Origin of the sequence: Nocardia sp. NPDC058114 (assembly GCF_042884695.1) — a bacterium.
GTDB lineage: Bacteria > Actinomycetota > Actinomycetes > Mycobacteriales > Mycobacteriaceae > Nocardia.
Window position 1 is genome coordinate 736,782 of sequence record NZ_JBHVTK010000001.1, and the last position, 17,489, is coordinate 754,270.

13 protein-coding genes are annotated in these 17,489 nt (G+C 67.7%); 4 read left to right on the top strand and 9 right to left on the bottom strand.

The window, feature by feature from the left end:
* Positions 1 to 27: 27 nt before the first annotated feature.
* Positions 28 to 5,772, top strand: a complete 5,745-nt coding sequence (locus ACFVVI_RS03330) for a TIR domain-containing protein (protein WP_387442847.1) — start codon at positions 28 to 30, stop codon at positions 5,770 to 5,772.
* Positions 5,773 to 5,907: 135 nt separating this feature from the next.
* Here the strand turns inward: ACFVVI_RS03330 and ACFVVI_RS03335 are convergent, their stop codons facing one another.
* From ACFVVI_RS03335 to ACFVVI_RS03365, 7 genes are all read right to left on the bottom strand, one after another.
* Complete coding sequence (locus ACFVVI_RS03335) at positions 5,908 to 8,157, bottom strand: NERD domain-containing protein (RefSeq protein ID WP_387442849.1); 2,250 nt, start codon at positions 8,155 to 8,157, stop codon at positions 5,908 to 5,910.
* 111 nt (positions 8,158 to 8,268) lie between these two features.
* Positions 8,269 to 9,462 (bottom strand): serpin family protein, encoded by a 1,194-nt coding sequence (locus ACFVVI_RS03340; RefSeq protein ID WP_387442851.1) that lies wholly within the window; start codon positions 9,460 to 9,462, stop codon positions 8,269 to 8,271.
* Positions 9,417 to 9,869, bottom strand: coding sequence for a hypothetical protein (locus tag ACFVVI_RS03345; protein WP_387442853.1), 453 nt, complete (start codon positions 9,867 to 9,869; stop codon positions 9,417 to 9,419). The genes ACFVVI_RS03340 and ACFVVI_RS03345 overlap by 46 nt, the downstream gene beginning before the upstream one ends.
* Before the next feature lie 43 nt (positions 9,870 to 9,912).
* Positions 9,913 to 10,536: an alpha-ketoglutarate-dependent dioxygenase AlkB gene (locus ACFVVI_RS03350; protein WP_378989037.1), complete on the bottom strand. Its 624-nt coding sequence runs from the start codon at positions 10,534 to 10,536 to the stop codon at positions 9,913 to 9,915.
* A 63-nt stretch (positions 10,537 to 10,599) separates the two neighbouring features.
* Entirely contained in the window at positions 10,600 to 11,037 is a 438-nt protein-coding gene (locus ACFVVI_RS03355) for a VOC family protein (protein WP_387442855.1), read from the bottom strand.
* 132 nt (positions 11,038 to 11,169) lie between these two features.
* A complete protein-coding gene (locus ACFVVI_RS03360; protein WP_387442857.1) occupies positions 11,170 to 11,841 on the bottom strand; it encodes an HD domain-containing protein in 672 nt (223 codons plus the stop codon).
* Positions 11,842 to 11,935: 94 nt separating this feature from the next.
* Positions 11,936 to 12,901 carry a zinc-binding alcohol dehydrogenase family protein gene (locus ACFVVI_RS03365; RefSeq protein ID WP_387442859.1) on the bottom strand — a complete coding sequence of 322 codons (966 nt, stop codon included), beginning with the start codon at positions 12,899 to 12,901 and terminating at the stop codon, positions 11,936 to 11,938.
* A 99-nt stretch (positions 12,902 to 13,000) separates the two neighbouring features.
* Here ACFVVI_RS03365 and ACFVVI_RS03370 point away from each other — a divergent pair, with 99 nt between their 5' ends.
* Positions 13,001 to 13,576, top strand: a complete 576-nt coding sequence (locus ACFVVI_RS03370) for a TetR/AcrR family transcriptional regulator (RefSeq protein ID WP_387442861.1) — start codon at positions 13,001 to 13,003, stop codon at positions 13,574 to 13,576.
* An 18-nt stretch (positions 13,577 to 13,594) separates the two neighbouring features.
* On the opposite strand, the gene ACFVVI_RS03375 is transcribed toward ACFVVI_RS03370, so the two are convergent.
* A complete protein-coding gene (locus ACFVVI_RS03375) occupies positions 13,595 to 14,680 on the bottom strand; it encodes a sensor histidine kinase (RefSeq protein ID WP_387442864.1) in 1,086 nt (361 codons plus the stop codon).
* A gap of 10 nt (positions 14,681 to 14,690) precedes the next feature.
* Positions 14,691 to 15,365, bottom strand: coding sequence for a response regulator transcription factor (locus ACFVVI_RS03380; RefSeq protein WP_387442866.1), 675 nt, complete (start codon positions 15,363 to 15,365; stop codon positions 14,691 to 14,693).
* Positions 15,366 to 15,455: 90 nt separating this feature from the next.
* Between ACFVVI_RS03380 and ACFVVI_RS03385 the strand changes: the two genes are divergently transcribed.
* On the top strand, positions 15,456 to 16,049 hold the full coding sequence (locus ACFVVI_RS03385) for a M15 family metallopeptidase (protein ID WP_387442868.1): 594 nt from the start codon (positions 15,456 to 15,458) through the stop codon (positions 16,047 to 16,049).
* On the top strand, positions 16,046 to 17,383 hold the full coding sequence (locus ACFVVI_RS03390) for a DoxX family protein (protein ID WP_387442870.1): 1,338 nt from the start codon (positions 16,046 to 16,048) through the stop codon (positions 17,381 to 17,383). The genes ACFVVI_RS03385 and ACFVVI_RS03390 overlap by 4 nt, the downstream gene beginning before the upstream one ends.
* Positions 17,384 to 17,489 lie beyond the last annotated feature (106 nt).

Sequence of the window (17,489 nt, forward strand, 5' to 3'; positions counted from 1 at the left end):
TGATCATTCGGGCGCATACTCGACGGTGTGACGGACCTGGGGTGGGCACGTGAATTCTTCTTCATCAGCTATTCGCCGGCTGACGAACGCTGGGCCACCTGGGTGGCGTGGCAACTGGAGACCGCCGGATTCCGCACGCTGATCCAGGCGTGGGACTTCGTGCCGGGGACGAACTTCATCGACTTCATGGACCGTGGTGTGCGCGATTCGGCCATCGTGATCGCCATCCTGTCCGACAGCTACCTGACCTCCCATTACGGAACGATGGAGTGGCAGGCGGCAATTCGCACCGACGAGCACAAGTTGCTGCCGGTGCGGGTCGCCGATTGCGCGCTGGAGGGTCTGCTCGCCACGCGCACCTATCTGGATCTGGTGAATGTCGCCAGCGCCGAGACCGCGCGGAACACCCTGCTCGATCGCGTCGGTCACATGCGTGACGGTCGAGCCAAACCGGCGCGCGGACCGGAGTTCCCGTCGGGTTCCGGTGCGGCGGTGCGGGATCGGCCCGTTCCGAATGGTTTCGGCCCGGCACAGGCCGTGGAGCGTCGGCGGACTCCCGCTGTGCCACCGAGCTTTCCGGGCGCGGGCAGTTCACGCGAAGCGCGCAACGGGCTCTCGGTGCTGCATGTCGCGGGCCCCCGGTTCGGGCGCGGTCTGTTCGGGCGCGACGAGCCGGACGGTCCCGGCGAACTGCAATCACGTATCTGGGCCGATGTCATCCACCTGTCCGATCAGGGCGTGCCGTCACCGGATGTGATCGTCGTCTCCGGTGACCTCACCGAATCGGGCCACCCGCGCGAGGTCGACGACGCGCTTGCCTTCCTCACCGGCCTGCGCATTCTGCTGGGCCTCGAGCCTGATCGCCTGATCGTCGTACCCGGCAATCACGACGTGTCGAAGAAGGCGTGCGAGAGCTACTTTCTGCGCTGCGAGTCACGCGACCGGCTGCCGCAACCGCCGTATTTCGAGAAACTCGAACAGTTCGAGCGCATGTTCGGCGAGTTGTACCAGGGCCTGGATCATCTGGTGTTCGACGCCGGGCAACCATGGACCCTGTTTCCCATCGCGGACTTGCGAATTGTCGTCGCGGGACTGAATTCGACGATCGCCGCGACGCATCGTCAGGAAGACGACTACGGCAGCGTGGGGCAGACCCAGGTCGCGTGGTTCTCCGAGCAACTACGCGCGTTCGAGGCACGCGGATGGTTACGCCTGGGTGTGGTGCGCCACGATCCGATGCCGGGTGCGGGGGCCGCGCGAACCGACCCAGCGCTTCTTCGTGACGCGACGACGGTCTCCCGGCTGCTCGGCAACCGGTTGAATGTGTTGCTGCACGGGCCGGGACCCGGTGGCGTGCACGCCGATCTGCTGGGGGGCGTGCTGCCGGTGCTGCCCGCCGCGGCCCCGGGGAGCGCGGAGATCATCCACCTGACCGCCGAGGGCATGTCGCGCTATCCCGCCCAGCACCATGATCGAGAGGTCGAACGCACGGTCATCCCCGTGTCCTGGTCGAATGTGGCCGCGGCCCTGTCCGCGCCCGCCGAGACGAAGATGATCGAATCCGCGGGGACCGAAGATCCGGATTCCGATGAACAGGCCGGTGACTCGGCGCCCGTGGTCGATCCGCAGGGGCGTTTGCTGGAGCGCGTCATCGAGGTCTGTGCGGCGCGCTACCCCGGCGCGCGGATCAGGCGGGTCGAGGCGGACCCGCCGCACCTGTTCGTCACCCATCATCGTGACGGGATGGCGGCGCAGTGGCGCATCGGCGCCCACGTGGGAGATCTGACCAGACAGGTGGTCGAGGATTTCCTGGCGCACGACCCGGAATTCGGATCCGAGCTCGTTTATCGTGGCGCGGTTCCGGCCCGCTCGCTGCGGGAGGAGGCAGCGGGTCAAGGGTTGCGCATCCGCAGCTTCCTGGAATTCCAGGGCATGCTCGATCTGACCGACTACCTCGCCCGTCAGGTGCTCGACCTGCGCACCGACCGGCGCTACCCACCCGAGTTGTATGTACCACAACGGTTTCGGCTGCTGGAGGAGAACGAAACCGCGATTCGCGACGATCTGATCGCCGAACTCATGGGCGTGGTGACCGCCGATCACGGCTGGTTCGTACTGCTGCTCGGTGACTTCGGGCGTGGCAAGACGTTCGCGCTGCGTGAGCTCGCCCGCCGGATCAGCGAGTCGACGCCCGCGCTGATTCCGATCCTGATCGACCTGCGCGCGCTCGACAAGACCCACTCGGTCGACGGACTGGTCGCCGCCCATCTGGCCAATCACGGCGAAGACCGGATCGATCTGAAGGCATTGCGCTACATGCTGCGCGAAGGCCGGGTGGTGCTGTTGTTCGACGGCTTCGACGAACTGGTGACCAGGATCAGCTACGAGTTCGCCGCCGACCATCTCGAGACCCTCCTGCAGGCCGCCGTCGGCAAGGCGAAGATCATCGTGGCCAGCCGGACTCAGCACTTCGAGTCCAGGGCCCAGGTGTTGACGGCGTTGGGCGAGCGGGTCGGTCTGCTCGACGACCGGCGCATCATCAGCATCGAGGAGTTCGCGCCGCCACAGATCCATACCTTCCTCACCAATCGCTACGGGGGTGACACGCGGCGTGCCGACGCCAGAATGCAGTTGATCAGGGGCATCCAGGACCTGCTCGGGCTGGCACAGAACCCGCGCATGCTCAGCTTCATCGCCGATCTCGAGGAGCGCCGGTTGCGCGCGGCCGCGGGAACGACCAATGCCATCGGCCCGGCCGCGTTGTACCGGGAGATCCTCGATTCCTGGCTTCGCTACGAGGTGGATCGCACGGCTACCGTGGCCGGATCGCTGCCGGGACTGGGGCTGGACGAATTGTGGAAGGCGGTAACGGCTTTCGCGCTGCGGGTGTGGGAGACAGGCAGGCCCTATCTGCGTGCGGCCGAATTGTCGGAAGTGGCACGGGAACTCACCGACACCGCGGTCCGCGATCGCATGTCGGTGCAGCAGTCGGCGCACGCCATCGGTTCGGGCAGCCTGCTGGTGCGTACCGACGACGACCTGTTCGGTTTCATCCATTCCTCGGTGACCGAATGGCTGGTGGCCGATCACCTCGCCCGCCTACTCGGTGCGGGCGTGAGTGCACCACACCTCGCGCAAGCCCAATTGTCGCTGCTCATCATAGATTTCCTGTGCGATCTCGCCGACCCGCGCACGCTGCGTACCTGGGCGGAGTCGGTGTTGTCCGACTCCGACGCCGACCCGAACTCACGCACCAACGCGTTGCGGATCACCACCCGGCTGCGCACGGCGCCGAGCTCGGACCTGCGCGGCGCGATGTTGGCCGGCGAGGACCTCTCCTACCGCGACCTGCAAGGGGTCGATCTGAGCGGCGCCGATCTCAGTGGTGCGCGGTTGATCGGCGCGAATCTGACCCACGCGGTGCTGCGCGGTGCGCGGCTGGTCGCGGCGCGGCTGGACGACGCACGCCTCGTCAGCGCTGATCTGACCGACGCTGATCTCACCAGGGCGCGCCTGATCCGTACCGACCTGACCGGCGCGCGTGGCAGGGGTAGCCGCTGGCAGCGCGCCGCACTCCTGGACGTGATCGGGCAGGCCTCGGGGGCGGATCTGCGCGGCGCGGCCGTAGTACCCGGCGGATCGGTGCAGACCGAATTCGCGCCTGCCGCACTGGGCGTTCGGCACGGATTCCATGCCAGTCGAGGCAGACTGCCCCAGCCCGTCGCGTACAGCCAGGACGGCAGTACGGTCGCGGTCGGCAGTGACGACGGGGGCGTGCTGATCTGTGACGCCGACACCGGCCGGCCGCTGCGGATGCTGCAGACCCACCGCGCGCGCACCTTCGCGGTCGCGTACACCGACCAGGTCCTGATCACCGGCTCCGGCGACGGAACGGTCGGCATCTGGGATGCCGTCAGTGGGGAACTCCGCCGGATTCTGCGGGGGCACGAACAGTGGCCGTGGCCGGTGCTGCTCGGTCCCGGCGGTGATCTGCTGGCCACCGGTGACGCGCGTGGTGTGCTGCGGCTGTGGTCGTTGCCCAGCGGCGATCTGTGTCACGAGTGTCTGCCACCCGAACACGGCATGACCTTGATCTACAGCATCGCCCTGCACGGTCGGACGCTGGCCGCCGCCTACGGCAACGGCATGGTGCGCCTGTGGGACATCGAAACCGGCAGGCAAACAGGGGAATTCCAGGCAGCGGGCGGCGCCGCCTACCGCATCGCCTTCGACTCCTCGGGAACCCGGATAGCGGTAGGTGGAGTAGACGGACTACTGACGCTCTGGGACCCCGTCACCTGCACGCTCACCGGCAGGTTGACCGGTCACACCGGACGCATCTACACGCTGGCCTTCCACCCGTCCCGGGACGTGCTGGCCAGCGGGGACACCGACGGGCTGCTCCGCGTCTGGAATACCGACACCGGAGAAGTGCTGCACGCGCCGACCGAACACAGCGCGGCGATCTATTGGGTGTCGTACGACCCGTCGGGAGAGCTGCTGGCCTCCGGGGACAGTGCGGGGCTCGTCTGCCTGCGTGCGTCCGAGACCGGTCAGCTGCGGCATCGTCTCACCGCCCACACCGGATCCATCTGGCCGTTCGCTTTCCGGCCCGACGGCACCCAGCTCGTGGTGACCGACGACCAATTCACCACGCGTTTCTGGGATCCGGTCACCGGAGTCTGCCGATACCTGCTCACCGGGCACGGCCGCCGAACGACAGCGGTGGGCTTCAGCGCCGATTCGGCGATGCTGTCCACCCGGGGCAACGACGGCGTCGTCCGGCTGTGGGACACCGTCACCGGACGTCTCGTTCGCACGCTGACCGGCAGCGACGACCACCTGCTGACCTTCGAGTCGGCACTGTTCAGCACGGTGCGACCAGGGCAGCTCGCGATGGTGGGCAACGACGGCAGACTCAGCCTGTTCAACCTCGACGCCGACTCCTATGAGCGCCACATCAGCATCGAGGATGCGCCGATCTGGGCGATCGCGTTCAATCCCTCCGGTGAACTGATCGCGACGGCGAACGACGATGACACAGTGACGATCTGGAACCGTGCGACCGGCGCCCAGTACGGGATCTACCGCGAGCACCGAGGCAGGGTTCGGTCCCTGGCCTTCAGCGCGGACGGGGCGCTGATGGCCTCGGGCTGCGACGACTCCGTCGTTCGGATCTGGGACGTGGAGTCGGGGCGGTGCTTGCACACTCTGCGCGGGCACCGAGACCGGGTGTACGGGGTGGCATTTCACGGCAACCGCGTCGCCAGCGTCTCCTGGGACGGCTCGGCACGGATCTGGGACGTCACGTCGGGCGAGCCGGTACACGAATTGACGCGGCACACCGGAAAACTCTGGTCGGCGGCCGTCGACGCCCAGCGGGGCATCCTCGCCACCGCGGGAGACGACCTGGTGATCCGGCTGTGGGACATGGACACCGGTCGGCATCTGCACACCTTGGAAGGTCATCGCCGCCGGGTGTCGACCTTGGCGTTCGACGCGTCGGGCGATCTACTCGCCAGCGGTAGCGAAGACGGAAACGTCGTGTTGTGGTCCGGTGCGGCGGATCAGGGGGCGGCGCCCTCGATTCGCGCGGTGTTGCTCGGACTGCCCGAAGGATGGGCCGCGTTGACGCCCGACGGGCGATACAAATACGAGGGCAACGTCGCGGGCCAGTTCTGGCATGTGATCGGCACGACTCGCTTCGAGTCGGGCGAACTGGATCCGCATCTCGCCGAGGTCGTGCGGGTCGCCGCAGATGCCCCGCTGTGAGCCCGACGGCCTCCGCCGGTGGGTGTACGAGGAAACCGGCGGAGGCGCGACCGACGCTGGGTAGGCGCGGTGTCGGGTTGTGCTCGGGGCACGAGGTGAATCCTGCTACCTCGAGTGCGCTCGAGGTCAAGCGGTTCAGCGGGGGGCGTGGACCAGTGGGGCGAGGAAGCCGGTGAGCTGGGCTGTCGAGGGTTGGCCGAGGCGGCGGCCGAGATAGTCGGGGGCGTCGGCGGCCGCCCGGCAGCGGTCCTGGTCGGTGTTGGCCGGGTTGTCGGAATAGCGTTCACCGAGCATGGTGGCCTTGGCGACCTCGCGTCCGGTACGGAGTTCGTAGACGGCGACCTCGTAGGTGGCGCGGAAGAGGTTGACGGTGCGCCCCACCGGTGCGCCGGGGGAGGGGCCGTACTGGCAGGTCTGCACGAGGTCGCGCAGTTCCAGCTGCTTCATGCAGGCGATGAGCTGCACGGTCGACGGGTCGTCCGGGTTCCACGCGGTCGGATCGTTCGGGTGGACCATGGTCGTGAGGTCACCGGACAGATAGATCGGGCGCGCGCCGTCGCGCTCGTAGGGCGCGGCGTTCGGGAACGGCTTCTTGTCCTCGCCACACATCCGGTCGTAGTCCGACATCTCGAATCGGCTCGCCTGCACCGCCGCGATCGCGAAGAACCCGGCTCCGAACAGCGCGATGAACAGCAGCAAAGCGACACCGGGCCCGACTCGCAGGCCCCGCCTGGGGGCACTCCGCTCCCGAACGGGACGGTTGTGCCACCGCTCGAGCAGTGACGGGCCGTCCCCGCGACGCCACGACCGCCATTTCTGCGAGAGGGTCGGCTGCCGCGTCGTTCGGTCGTGTTCGACCCAATCGGACCAGTGCTCCGGGTGTTGCTGGGGCGCTGGGGTTTCCGGGGAACGATACGACGGTGCGACGGCGGGGGTGTACGCCGGGGAAGGGGTACTTCGCGATTCGGTCTCGCGGGCCGACCCGGCGGCACCGACCGCGGCAGCAGCGCCCGACGCGGCCACTGTACCGACCGCGGGAGCCCACTCGGCAGTGCGGTTTTCGCCGGTACCAGCGGGTGTGCCCGCAGCGGCCACTTCGTCCCCGGGCGTGGGTTCGTGGCGTTCGATGCCATCGGTCGGTGGATCGTCGATCGCGACCGATTCATCGGCGGCGACGGATTTGCTCAGTGAGACAGTGCTTTCGGGCTGACCGTCCGATGATTCGGCTACTTCACCGAGCGCGGGTTCGTCCAGATCGATCGTGTCGTCGTCGAAAGGCTCAGCGCGTGTGGCGCTTTCCCGATCCGGAGCAGCGCCCTCAGCGGTTGGCTCGTGCTCCGGGTTGTCGTCCTGGGGCGAGTCTTGTTCGGCACCGTCGGGGTGTGAAGTTCGGTCAGTCACCGGTTCGGCGGATTCGGTGCTGGGTATCGGCTCGTCGGGTGGTCCGATCGCTGTGGCCGATAACGCCGCGTCGTCGGACTCGTCGGCTTGCGCGCCGGTGAAACCTTCACTCGAAGAAGGGGATTCCGTCTCGCGTTCAGCGGGCACCGACGTCGGATCCTCGGGATGAGCCGCGGTAGGGGGTCGATGGGCGAGTCTGTCGATCGCGGCGAGAAACGCGGGTGTAGATGCGCGAGCCGAACCGGTCGACGCCGCAGGGGAATCCGATGTGGTGTCGGAAACAGCTGTCTCCGAGGGGGAGCCGAGCTCCACAGCGGTCGGGGCGATGGGCCGGGAAGTGGTCGCCGGGTCGAGCGCGGCCGGAAAGCCCTGTGCTGTCAGCTCATCGGGGGAAGGCAGCAGATGGCCCAGGTTCAACGCGCCGAACACCCGGGTGACGTCATCGATGCTGAGCCGGACCGTGCGCCCGCTCTCGGCCTGGAAATAGTCGTGCAACGCGCCGGCGTCGTCGCGATCGATCAGCACCGCACGGTACCCGTCGGCGATCCTGGTTTCCTCGATGGTGATCTCGGCGCCGGGCTGAGCGACCAGCGCGATCACCGCGTTCACCCAGCCGAAGATCCCGGATTGCTGCAGCAGGCTCTTGGCCGCGAACACCTGTCGGCGCACCTGGACGAACGGGTTCGGCACCCGGACGGCGTGATAGAGCGCCGCCGGTTCGCCGTCGATGGTCCACGGGCCGTTCGGTGGGGTGGCGAGGGTGCCTTCCTGACGGGCGGTGAAACCCTTCACCTCCACGATGGTCACGCTCTGCGGCGTGCACACCAACGCGTCGACCTCGACCGACCCACCCCGGTTCTCCGGTACGTGACAGCGGAACACGGCGACGCCGCCCGCCCGAAACGCCTGGTCACGGAGCGCCGCGCCGACGATCTGTTCCGCGCCTTCGAGTTCGCTCTCGTCCGCGACAACGACGATCACCACGACCCCCTGTGCACCTGACTGCGGACTGCTACCAGGATACGGCCTCCACTAGCCGTATCGAAACCGAATCCTGTTGCTGAGCAACGGCTTCGGCAATGTCGATTACCGATCTCACCACGGCGGCCCCGGGTTTCGTCTGCCCGCCGGTTCCACACCGACCGGCCGAACCCATTCCACCGGCGGCTTCGTGACCTGACCCGCGACCAAGGCGAGGCCGGTCGGCCGGTCTACCGCGATGAATCCGAATGGGCGGTCGACGTTCACCGATGTGATCGTCGACCATGTCTTCTGCGGAACACCGCCGAGGCGCATCGCCACGGCCGTGACGGCAGCCGCTTCGAAGCCTTCGGCGTCGAAGCGTGCGATGACGTCCTGACCCGCCGCGTCCAGCGCCAGCGGATCAGCTGCGAGTCCTGCGAAATGGGAACCGGGAACGTTCATCGAGGTGGACAGGCCGAACATCGCCGCATGGCAAGCGAGGTTGTGCTTGTTCTCCACCTCGAACGGTGGCATGGTCAGCACCACGGAGTCGCCACCGCCGAAGGTCTCCCGTCGACTCACCGATAGACAGGGTGCCGTCGTGCCGACAGGCAGTTCTGTCCGCACCTCGACGGTCCCGTCCAGAGCTGCGAGGCCTGTGGCCAGACCGTGCCGCGGATTCGCGCCGATCAGCACGTGCACGTCGAGTTCGCCCTTGCCGATGACGATCACCCGGGTCACTTCGTCGTCGAGTACCGACACACTGCCGTCGGGATGGCTCGTGCGGTACAGGCCGGGTCCCCGATGTCCTTGCCACGGACCGGTTTCCGGTGTGTAGAGGATCTCGTCGAACGCCGTCACCCAGCGGGTGCGTGCCATCAGCGCGGTCGCCAGCGCGAGCGCCGTGTCCGAGGTGATCGGTACCGGAAATTTCTTGATCAACCCCCGGGTCTGCTCGTTCGCCCACGCATCCAGTGCCGCCGGATCGCCCAGCTCACCGACCGTCCCGGCGGGCATGCTGCGAACCCACTCCTCGCGCAAGGTCAGCCCCGCCCGGACCCACGCCCCGATCGCCGTCGACACCTCCCGCGAAGTATCCAGCGATTTCAGCATGTCCAGCCCCGCCGCATGCGCCTGCTCCGCCGGAACTCCCACCGCGGCAGCGAGCTCATCCCTGGCCGGGCCGGAAGCAGCCCCGGCCAACACAGCGAGCAACGGCCACAATCCGGCCCCCGACACCACCGCGTCCCCGCCCTCGAACGTTTCGCACCACCGCCCCGTCAGCGCGTTCGATGCCCGCACATGCGGCAGAAGTGAACTCCCCATCCCCGGATCCTACGACCAGCGACCGACAATCCGCCACGTCGCCGACATCCGTCAGCCCCGGACGATCCCCAGCCAGACATAGTCCCTGGCCCGCCCTTCGCGCGATAGACCGTGCCGACCTCGACGCCGTTGTCGTTGTCGGCGCAGCGGTAGTCGAGGACCTCCTGGGCGGCGATTGCCCAGCGGCGCAGTTGGCGGAGCACGGCTTCCGATTCGGCATCGGTGATGATCGCGGTGTCCGACAGCGAAATGGCCTGGGCGACAATATTGTCCAGTTGGCGACGAATGTGACTGTGCAGCTCGGCCTGGGTGCAGTACTGCCGGTCAACCGTGCGGGCATCACCGATCGCCGGCCAGTCGGTGTGCGCACCGTCGCGCCGGTGACGATCGCAAACCGGCCATCGCAACGGAAAGTGTTTCGACGGAATCAGTCCGACGGACGTGGTCGGGTCACCGGACCCCGCGGGGGCGGAACTGGATGCTGATGCGGGGTCCGACGGGGCGTGCGGTCTTGGGGACCGCGTGTTCCCAGGTGCGCTGACATGCCCCGCCCATCACCAGGAGATCCCCGTGCCCGGCCGTGAACCGGACGCTCGCGCCACCGCCGCGCGGGCGCAGCAGCAGAGCGCGCGGCGCTCCGACCGAGACGATCGCGACCATCGTGTCGTGGGTGGCGCCGCGGCCGATCGTGTCGCCGTGCCAGGCGACGCTGTCCCGACCGTCGCGGTAGAAACACAGCCCGGCCGTGCGGAACGGTTCACCGAGTTCCGCCGCGTAATGCGCGGTCAAGGCCGCCCGCGCATCGACCAGGATGTGATCGGGGAGCGGGTCGTTCTCCCCGAAGAACGACACCAGCCGCGGCACGTCCACGACCCGGTCGTACATCGGCCTGCGTTCGGCGTGCCAGGGAACGCGTTCGGCCAGTCGATCGAACAGCCGGCTCGCGCCGCTCAGCCAGCCGGGCAGCACATCGACCCAGCTGGTCGCGTCGAGTGGGGTGCGCCGGATCGCCTCGATCGAACCCAGGGCAATCGCATCACCGTCGAACAGTGAACCTTGCAGGGGCAGCGACATGAGCCCCAGTCTACAACGTGTTCGAATGTATGTTCGATAGACGGCCTGTGGTGCGAGTGTCGCTCAGCGGAGTTCCTCGACCAGCCCGAGGACGACGCCGTCGGGACCGCGCACGTAGGCGTAGCGGCAGATGTCTTCGTAGCGGGCGAGCGTGCCCACGAGTTCGGCGCCGTGGGCGCGCAGGCGGTCGAGGACGTTCTCGACATCGTCGACGACGAATGTCAGGCGCGGGATGCCGGGGATGTTCACCGGCGCGTTCGGCGCGGCAAGGGTGGTCGTCGGCGAGCGGAACGTCGAGAGCTCGACCCGGCTGTGGCCATCGGGTGTCCGAACGACGGCCATGTCGGCTCGGACGCCCGTCAATCCGAGCAGGTCGTCTGCCCATTGGCCCCCGACTGTGGCTTCGCCCTCCAGCTCCAGGCCCAGTTCGACGAAGAACGCGACAGCAGCCGCGAGATCGTCGACCACGATGCCGACATGATCCATCCGGTGGACCGTCATGATGTTCTCCTCGGGTTCGTCCGGCTCGTTCTGGCCGGGTCGATCGATTTCGGACGCGCTGACGCTCGTCGTCTCGAGGCCCGTTCGGCTCTCGTAACCCTGGGACGGAGCCGCCCGGGCGCTCTCGACATCTCAGTCCTGCCAGCCGCTCGTGTCGAGAACCGTGTCCCACGTGTACGGCACCAATTCCGGATGCCGCAGCCGGAGGATCTCGCCCGGCAGCGAGCCCGGCGGTGCCTTGCGCGGATCGGCGACGGCTTGACGTTCGATGATGTCGGTGAGAGCTCGCGTGCCGCCGAGACGTGGATAGGAGGCGTGGACCAGGTCTGCGAATCCCGGGGGCAGATCGTCGGGGCCGCCGCCGACGTCGAGACCGATGCCGGTGACCGCGATCCAGATGGCGGCGGGTCGGCGACGGCGGTATACGGGTGAGTCGCTGAGGCCTGTCGTGTGTGCGGCGATGGCGTCCCAGATGATGTCGACGCGTTCGTCGTCGATGCCCTGCGCTTCGAGGAACTCGGCCGCGAAATCCGCGCCGTCGATCTCGAATCGCTGTGTGCCGACGGCACGTTCGGACAGGCCGATGTCGTGCAGCGCGCAGATGAGGTACATGAGCTCCTCGTCGTAGTCCGCGCCGGGCCGCAGGCCCTGCTCGGCGGCGTGGGCGCGCCCGAACAAGAACCCGCGAACGCTGTGATGGCATACCGATGTTTCGAGGGCCTCGTTGATCAGCCGGTGGGTCTCGATCGCGAGTGGGGTGGACGGTAGTGCCAGCGAGTCGACGCCGAATGTGGCCTGTGACATGAGGCTTGCTCCTATCGGTGTGCCCGGGTTGCGTGACGTCCACCAACCTTCAGGCTGGTTGAAGCATACCTCGAGTTTCAAGGAGGCTGAAGGTTCATGGCCGCAGGAGCACCGTGCCGAAAGCGGTCCTGTCCTCCAGCATTCGGTGTGCCCGCGCGGCGTCGGCGAGGGGGAGGATCGAGTCGATCGCGGGTGTCAGCAGGCCCTGTGCTGTTGCCGTGAGTGCCGCCGATCGCTGCCGGGCGACTTCGCCGAGCCAGGCGGTGCCCGCGCAGCCGGTGAGCGTGAGCCCGCGCAGGATCAGTTCGGTGACGCCCAGCTGTGCGGGAGCGCCGTCGAGCCAGCCGTAGCTGAGGATTCGGCCACGCAGGGGCGTGATCAGGTCGAGCAGCGGCGTCAGTGATGCGCCCCCGATGGAATCGAACACGACATCGACCGTGCCGTCCGTGAGGAGATCGGCCAGCTGATCCGCCCAGTCGGGCGCGGTGTGATCGAGCACCTCGTGCGCGCCGCGCTCGCGCGCGAGCCGAGCCTTCTGTTCCCCGCCCGCGGTGCCGATGACGTGCACGCCCGCGGCGGCGCACAGCTGGGTGAGGCAGCTGCCGACACCGGTAGCCGCCGCTTCGACCAGGACGGTCTCGCCCGCCGCGACACCCGCGGTCCGCATCAGCGCCAGTGCTACCGATCCCGGCATCAGTATCGCGGCGGCGTGCTCGACGGTCAGGTCGGCCGGGATCGTGGTCACCGAATCGGTCTCGGCGACAACAAGTTCGGCGTAGGCGCCGAAGCCGCGGGTCGACGCGACCACCCGGGCGCCCAGCAATGCCCGATCGACGCCCGTGCCGATATCGATCACCGTGCCCGCCGCCTGGAACCCGAAGACCTCGGGCAGCGGCGCGGGAAACGGAAACGCGCCGGCCCGAACCTTGGTCTCGGGGTAGAGCACCGGCACCACTTCGGCCCGGAGGACGACCTGTCCCTCGCCGGGGCGAGGTTCGCCGATCTCGCGCGCTACCAGAACGTCGGGTGCGCCGGTCTGGGTCATTACGATTGCCTGCATCAGAACTCCATAAGTTGACTGTCGGTCCAGATATCTCGAACGATATGGACCGTCGGTCAACTTGTCAACGGATCGGCGGGTGCCGAGAAAGCGGGTGCGATGACCGACCGACGTCCCACCGAACGCGCCGATGCCGCGCGCAACCGTCGAGCGATCCTCGATGCCACCGCCGCGCTGCTGGCCGAACACGGCGCGGCCGGGGTGACGATGGATCGGGTGGCCGCGGTGGCAGGTGTCGGAAAGGGGACCATCTTCCACCGGTTCGGCAGCCGCGCGGGCCTGCTCTACGAGCTCGTCGCCGAGGGCGCCGTCGCGTTGATGGCGGCGGTGTCGAGCGGCCCACCGCCGCTGGGACCGGGCGCGCCGGCGACCGACCGGCTACTCGCCTTCTTCGATGCGATGACGCGCATGGTCACCGACGACGTGGAGCTGATCGCGGCCTATCAGGCGATGCCGCCACATCCGCGCAGCGCCGAATTCCACACGTTCTGGGTGCAGCACATCGGCACGCTCCTGCACGAAGTCCGTCCCGATATCGACGCCGACACTGTGGGCGCGCTGTTGTTGTCGACAGTCGGCGGGGAACTCGCACAGCAACTGGCCAGGGCGGGCGAGGTCGACCGATTGCGATCGGCGGTAGCGGAAGTGGTGCGTTCGGTGCTGCGCGCTCCCTGAACGCCCGGGGCGGAGCCGTTACCGCCGTGCTGTCGGCGGAAGTGGCCGACGCGGAAGCCGCACGGTGACGCGGAGTCCGCCGGCCGGACGGGGATCGAGTGCGAGGGTTCCACCGTGTGCCGCGGTGATGCTGTCGACGATCGCCAGGCCGAGGCCGATGCCCGCGTGGTCGGTGCGAACGCGTTCGGTGCCGCGCTGAAACGGCTCGACCAGTGTGGAAACCACCAGGGGGTCGAGGACCGGGCCGGTGTTCTCGACGGTGAGCACCACGGTCTCGGGGCACAGTCCGGTCGTGACCCACACGATGCCGCGTGCGGGCAGGTTGTGCACGATCGCGTTGTGCACGAGGTTCGTCGTCAGCTGCAACAGCAGGGCGTGCGAACCGATGGTGGGCGTCACCTCGCCGGAGGTCTCCAGGCTCACGCCGTGTTCTTCGGCGAGGGCGAGCAGCGTTTCGGCGGCTTCTTCCGCGAGCAGGGAGAGGTCGACGTGTTCTCGGGTGAACGACCCTTGATCGGCGCGGCTGAGCAGGAGCAATGCCTCGGTGAGAGCGATCGCTCGGGTGTTGACGGCGTGCAGGCGGTCGACCAGTTCGCCGGTGTCGTGGGTGCGGTCGTCGCGGGCCACGTCGAGCAGGGTCTGGGTGATCGCCAGCGGCGTGCGCAGTTCGTGGGAGGCGTTGGCGGCGAATCGACGTTGTTCGGTGACGTGTGCTTCCAGCCGGGCGAGCATGATGTCGAAGGCGTCGGCGAGTTCGCGGAACTCGTCGCTGCGGCCCGGCAGCCGGATTCGGTGGGCGAGTGAGCCGTTCGCGGCGGTCCGGGTAGCGGCGGTGATACGGGTCAGCGGGGTGAGCATCCAACCGGCGAGGAACCATCCGCCCACCAGACCGATCGCCAGCAGGAAAGCCATCACAATGGTCACGAACGGCGCGAAGGACCGTAGCAGCATGCCGCGATCGATCCAGAAATCGCCGCCGCTGGTGTAGATCCACCCCTCGGGCAGGTACCACAGGTAGTAGACACCCACAGCGGCGATGAGCAGAGAACCCACGACCATGATGAAGCCTGCGTAGCTGAGGGTGAGTTTGAGGCGAACACTCAATCCGGGTGCCCTACCCACGCGCTCGCCCGTCGCTGATGCGATACCCGACACCGGCCACGGTGGTGATGACCCAGGGCTCGCCGAGCCGTTTGCGTAGCGCCGAGACGGTGATACGCACCGCGTTGGTGAACGGGTCCGCGTTCTCGTCCCACGCCCGCTCCAGGAGTTCCTCGGCGCTCACGACCCCGCCTTCGGCGGCGATGAGCACTTCGAGCACCGCGAACTGCTTGCGGGTCAGAGCGATGTAGCGGCCGTCGCGGTAGACCTCCCGGCGGAACGCGTCCAGCCGCAACCCGGCGATCTCGCGCACCGGTGGCCGGTTGTGCGCGCGCCTGCGATCGAGCGCTCTGAGCCGGAGGACCAGTTCGCGGAGTTCGAACGGCTTGGTGAGATAGTCGTCGGCACCGAGCCCGAAACCACTCGCCTTGTCGTCGAGCCGATCGGCGGCGGTGAGCATCAGGATCGGCAGACCGCTACCGGAGGCGACGATGTATTCGGCGATCTCGTCGCCGGAGGGACCCGGGATGTCGCGGTCCAGGACCGCGATGTCGTAGGTGTTGACACTCAGCAGTTCCAGTGCGGTGTCGCCGTCACCCGCGATGTCGCCGGCGATCGCGTCCAGGCGCAGGCCATCGCGGATGGCCTCCGCCAGATAGGGTTCGTCCTCGACGATCAGTACACGCATAGACGCTCGATTCTCCCAGCCCGGGGATATCGTCGGCGTATCCGAAACCGCATACGCGTCGGCAACACCATGCTGCCTTGACTGAGGGGCATGAACTACCGTGAACCGGCGATTCGCCGTCTCCGATCGACCGCCCTCGGCGCCGTTGTCATCGTCAGCGCGGCATCTGTCGGTGTCCTCGTTTACCAGTCGCTGCCGACCATGTCCTCGGTCGCACGATCCATCGACGCCTTTGTCGGCGGCCACGCCGGTCCGCCCGGCGCGACGCTCTTCGATGACGGGAATCCGTCCGTGGGCAACCTCGACTCCGATCTGCTCGCCGCCCTGCGCGCCGCCGCCGCCGACGCCGCGGACGACGGAGTCGAGCTCGTCGTCAACAGTGGCTGGCGGTCGCCGGAATACCAGGAACAACTGCTGCGCGAGGCAGTCTCGAAATACGGCTCGGAAACCGAAGCCGCTCGGTGGGTGGCAACCCCCTACACCTCCGCTCACGTAGCCGGCGAGGCGGTTGATATCGGGCCGACCGACGGCGCGGCATGGTTGGCCGCGCACGGCGCCGCCTATGGGTTGTGCCAGATCTACGCGAACGAACCCTGGCATTACGAACTTCGCTCCGACGCGGGGGAACTCGGCTGCCCGCCCCTGTACGCCGACCCGACCCACGACCCGAGGATGCAGCAGTGACCACGACAGTGTCTGCCCCCGTCGCCGCACGGGCCGGTCGGCCTGTGCTGACCCAGATCGTCCTCCGATTCTCCATCATCTACTTCGGCCTGCTCTGCCTGCTTCTCACCTATATCCCGTTCGCGCTGCTCGGCATCCTCGGCCGGTGGATTCGCGAATACCCGGGGCCGTGGAACATGCCCATCACCGATCCCGTCACCGGGCCGGTGGGTCGAGCGGTCTTCGGGGTCGACGCTCAGTTACACCAGGATTCCGGAGCGGGCGACCAGACCGCCGTCTGGGTACTGGTGTTCTGTCTGCTGGTCGTCGCGGCGACCGGCGCCGCGGTGTGGACAGCCGTCGACCGTCGTCCCGTACCCGCCCGCGCGCTCGCCTGGTTCTCGCTGTTCCTGCGGCTGGCTCTGGGCGGGCAGATGATCGGGTTCGGGTTCGCGAAACTGATCCCCACCCAGATGCCGGCCCCCGGACTGGCGCAGCTGTTGCGACCGTACGGCGAGATGAGCCCCGCCTCGGTGTTGTGGTTGCAGGTCGGCAGCTCGTATCCGTACGAGATGGCTCTCGGTGGGGTGGAAGTGGTGGCGGGGCTGCTGCTGTTCGTGTCCAGGACCGCAGTGCTCGGCGCCGCGTTGACGCTGGCGAGTACAGCGCAAATTCTGCTGCTGAACATGACGTTCGACATACCGGAGAAGCTGCTCGCCGCGCATCTGCTGCTGATCAGCGTGTTCCTGCTCGCGCCGTACCTGCGCCGGCTGACCGATGTCTTCGCGCGCGAACGCGCGTGCGCGCCGCTGACCCAGCCCGCGCTGTTCACCGACGCCAGGAAGAACCGCGTGGCGATCTGGGTGGTGGCGGCGCTGGGCCTGTGGGTCGCGTTGGGGAGCGGCTATGACCGCTGGGTGGTCTGGCACGAACAATCCGGTGCCGCGAGCCCCAAGTCCGCGCTGTACGGAATCTGGGAGGTGCGGGATTTCACCATCGACGGGCAGCCGATCCCGCCGCTGACCACCGACGAAACACGGTGGCAGCGACTGGTTTTCGATGACCCGCAGGAAGCCGCCTACCAGCGGATGAACGGCGAACTGGTACCCGCGCACGCCCACTTCCGCCCCGATGGACAAGTGGAGCTCACCTCGATGAACGCCATCGGCGCGGTCGACGCCGGACCACCGTTCGCGACACTGTCCTCCGAAAAACCCACCCCGGACCGACTGCTGCTGCGCGGAACACTGCACGACCGCCCGATCACGATCACCCTGGAACGCAAGGACCCCGACACCTTCACCTTGCGCAGCCGCGGATTCCACTGGGTCCAGGACTATGTGTACTTCCGCTGACAACCACCTGACGGTGACCCGCTGACTCGTTGCCCCTTCTAACTTATAGCTCACCCCGGGGCTTGCGGCAAGGCCCCGGTGGTGCTGCAGAATCGCTGGGCAATGC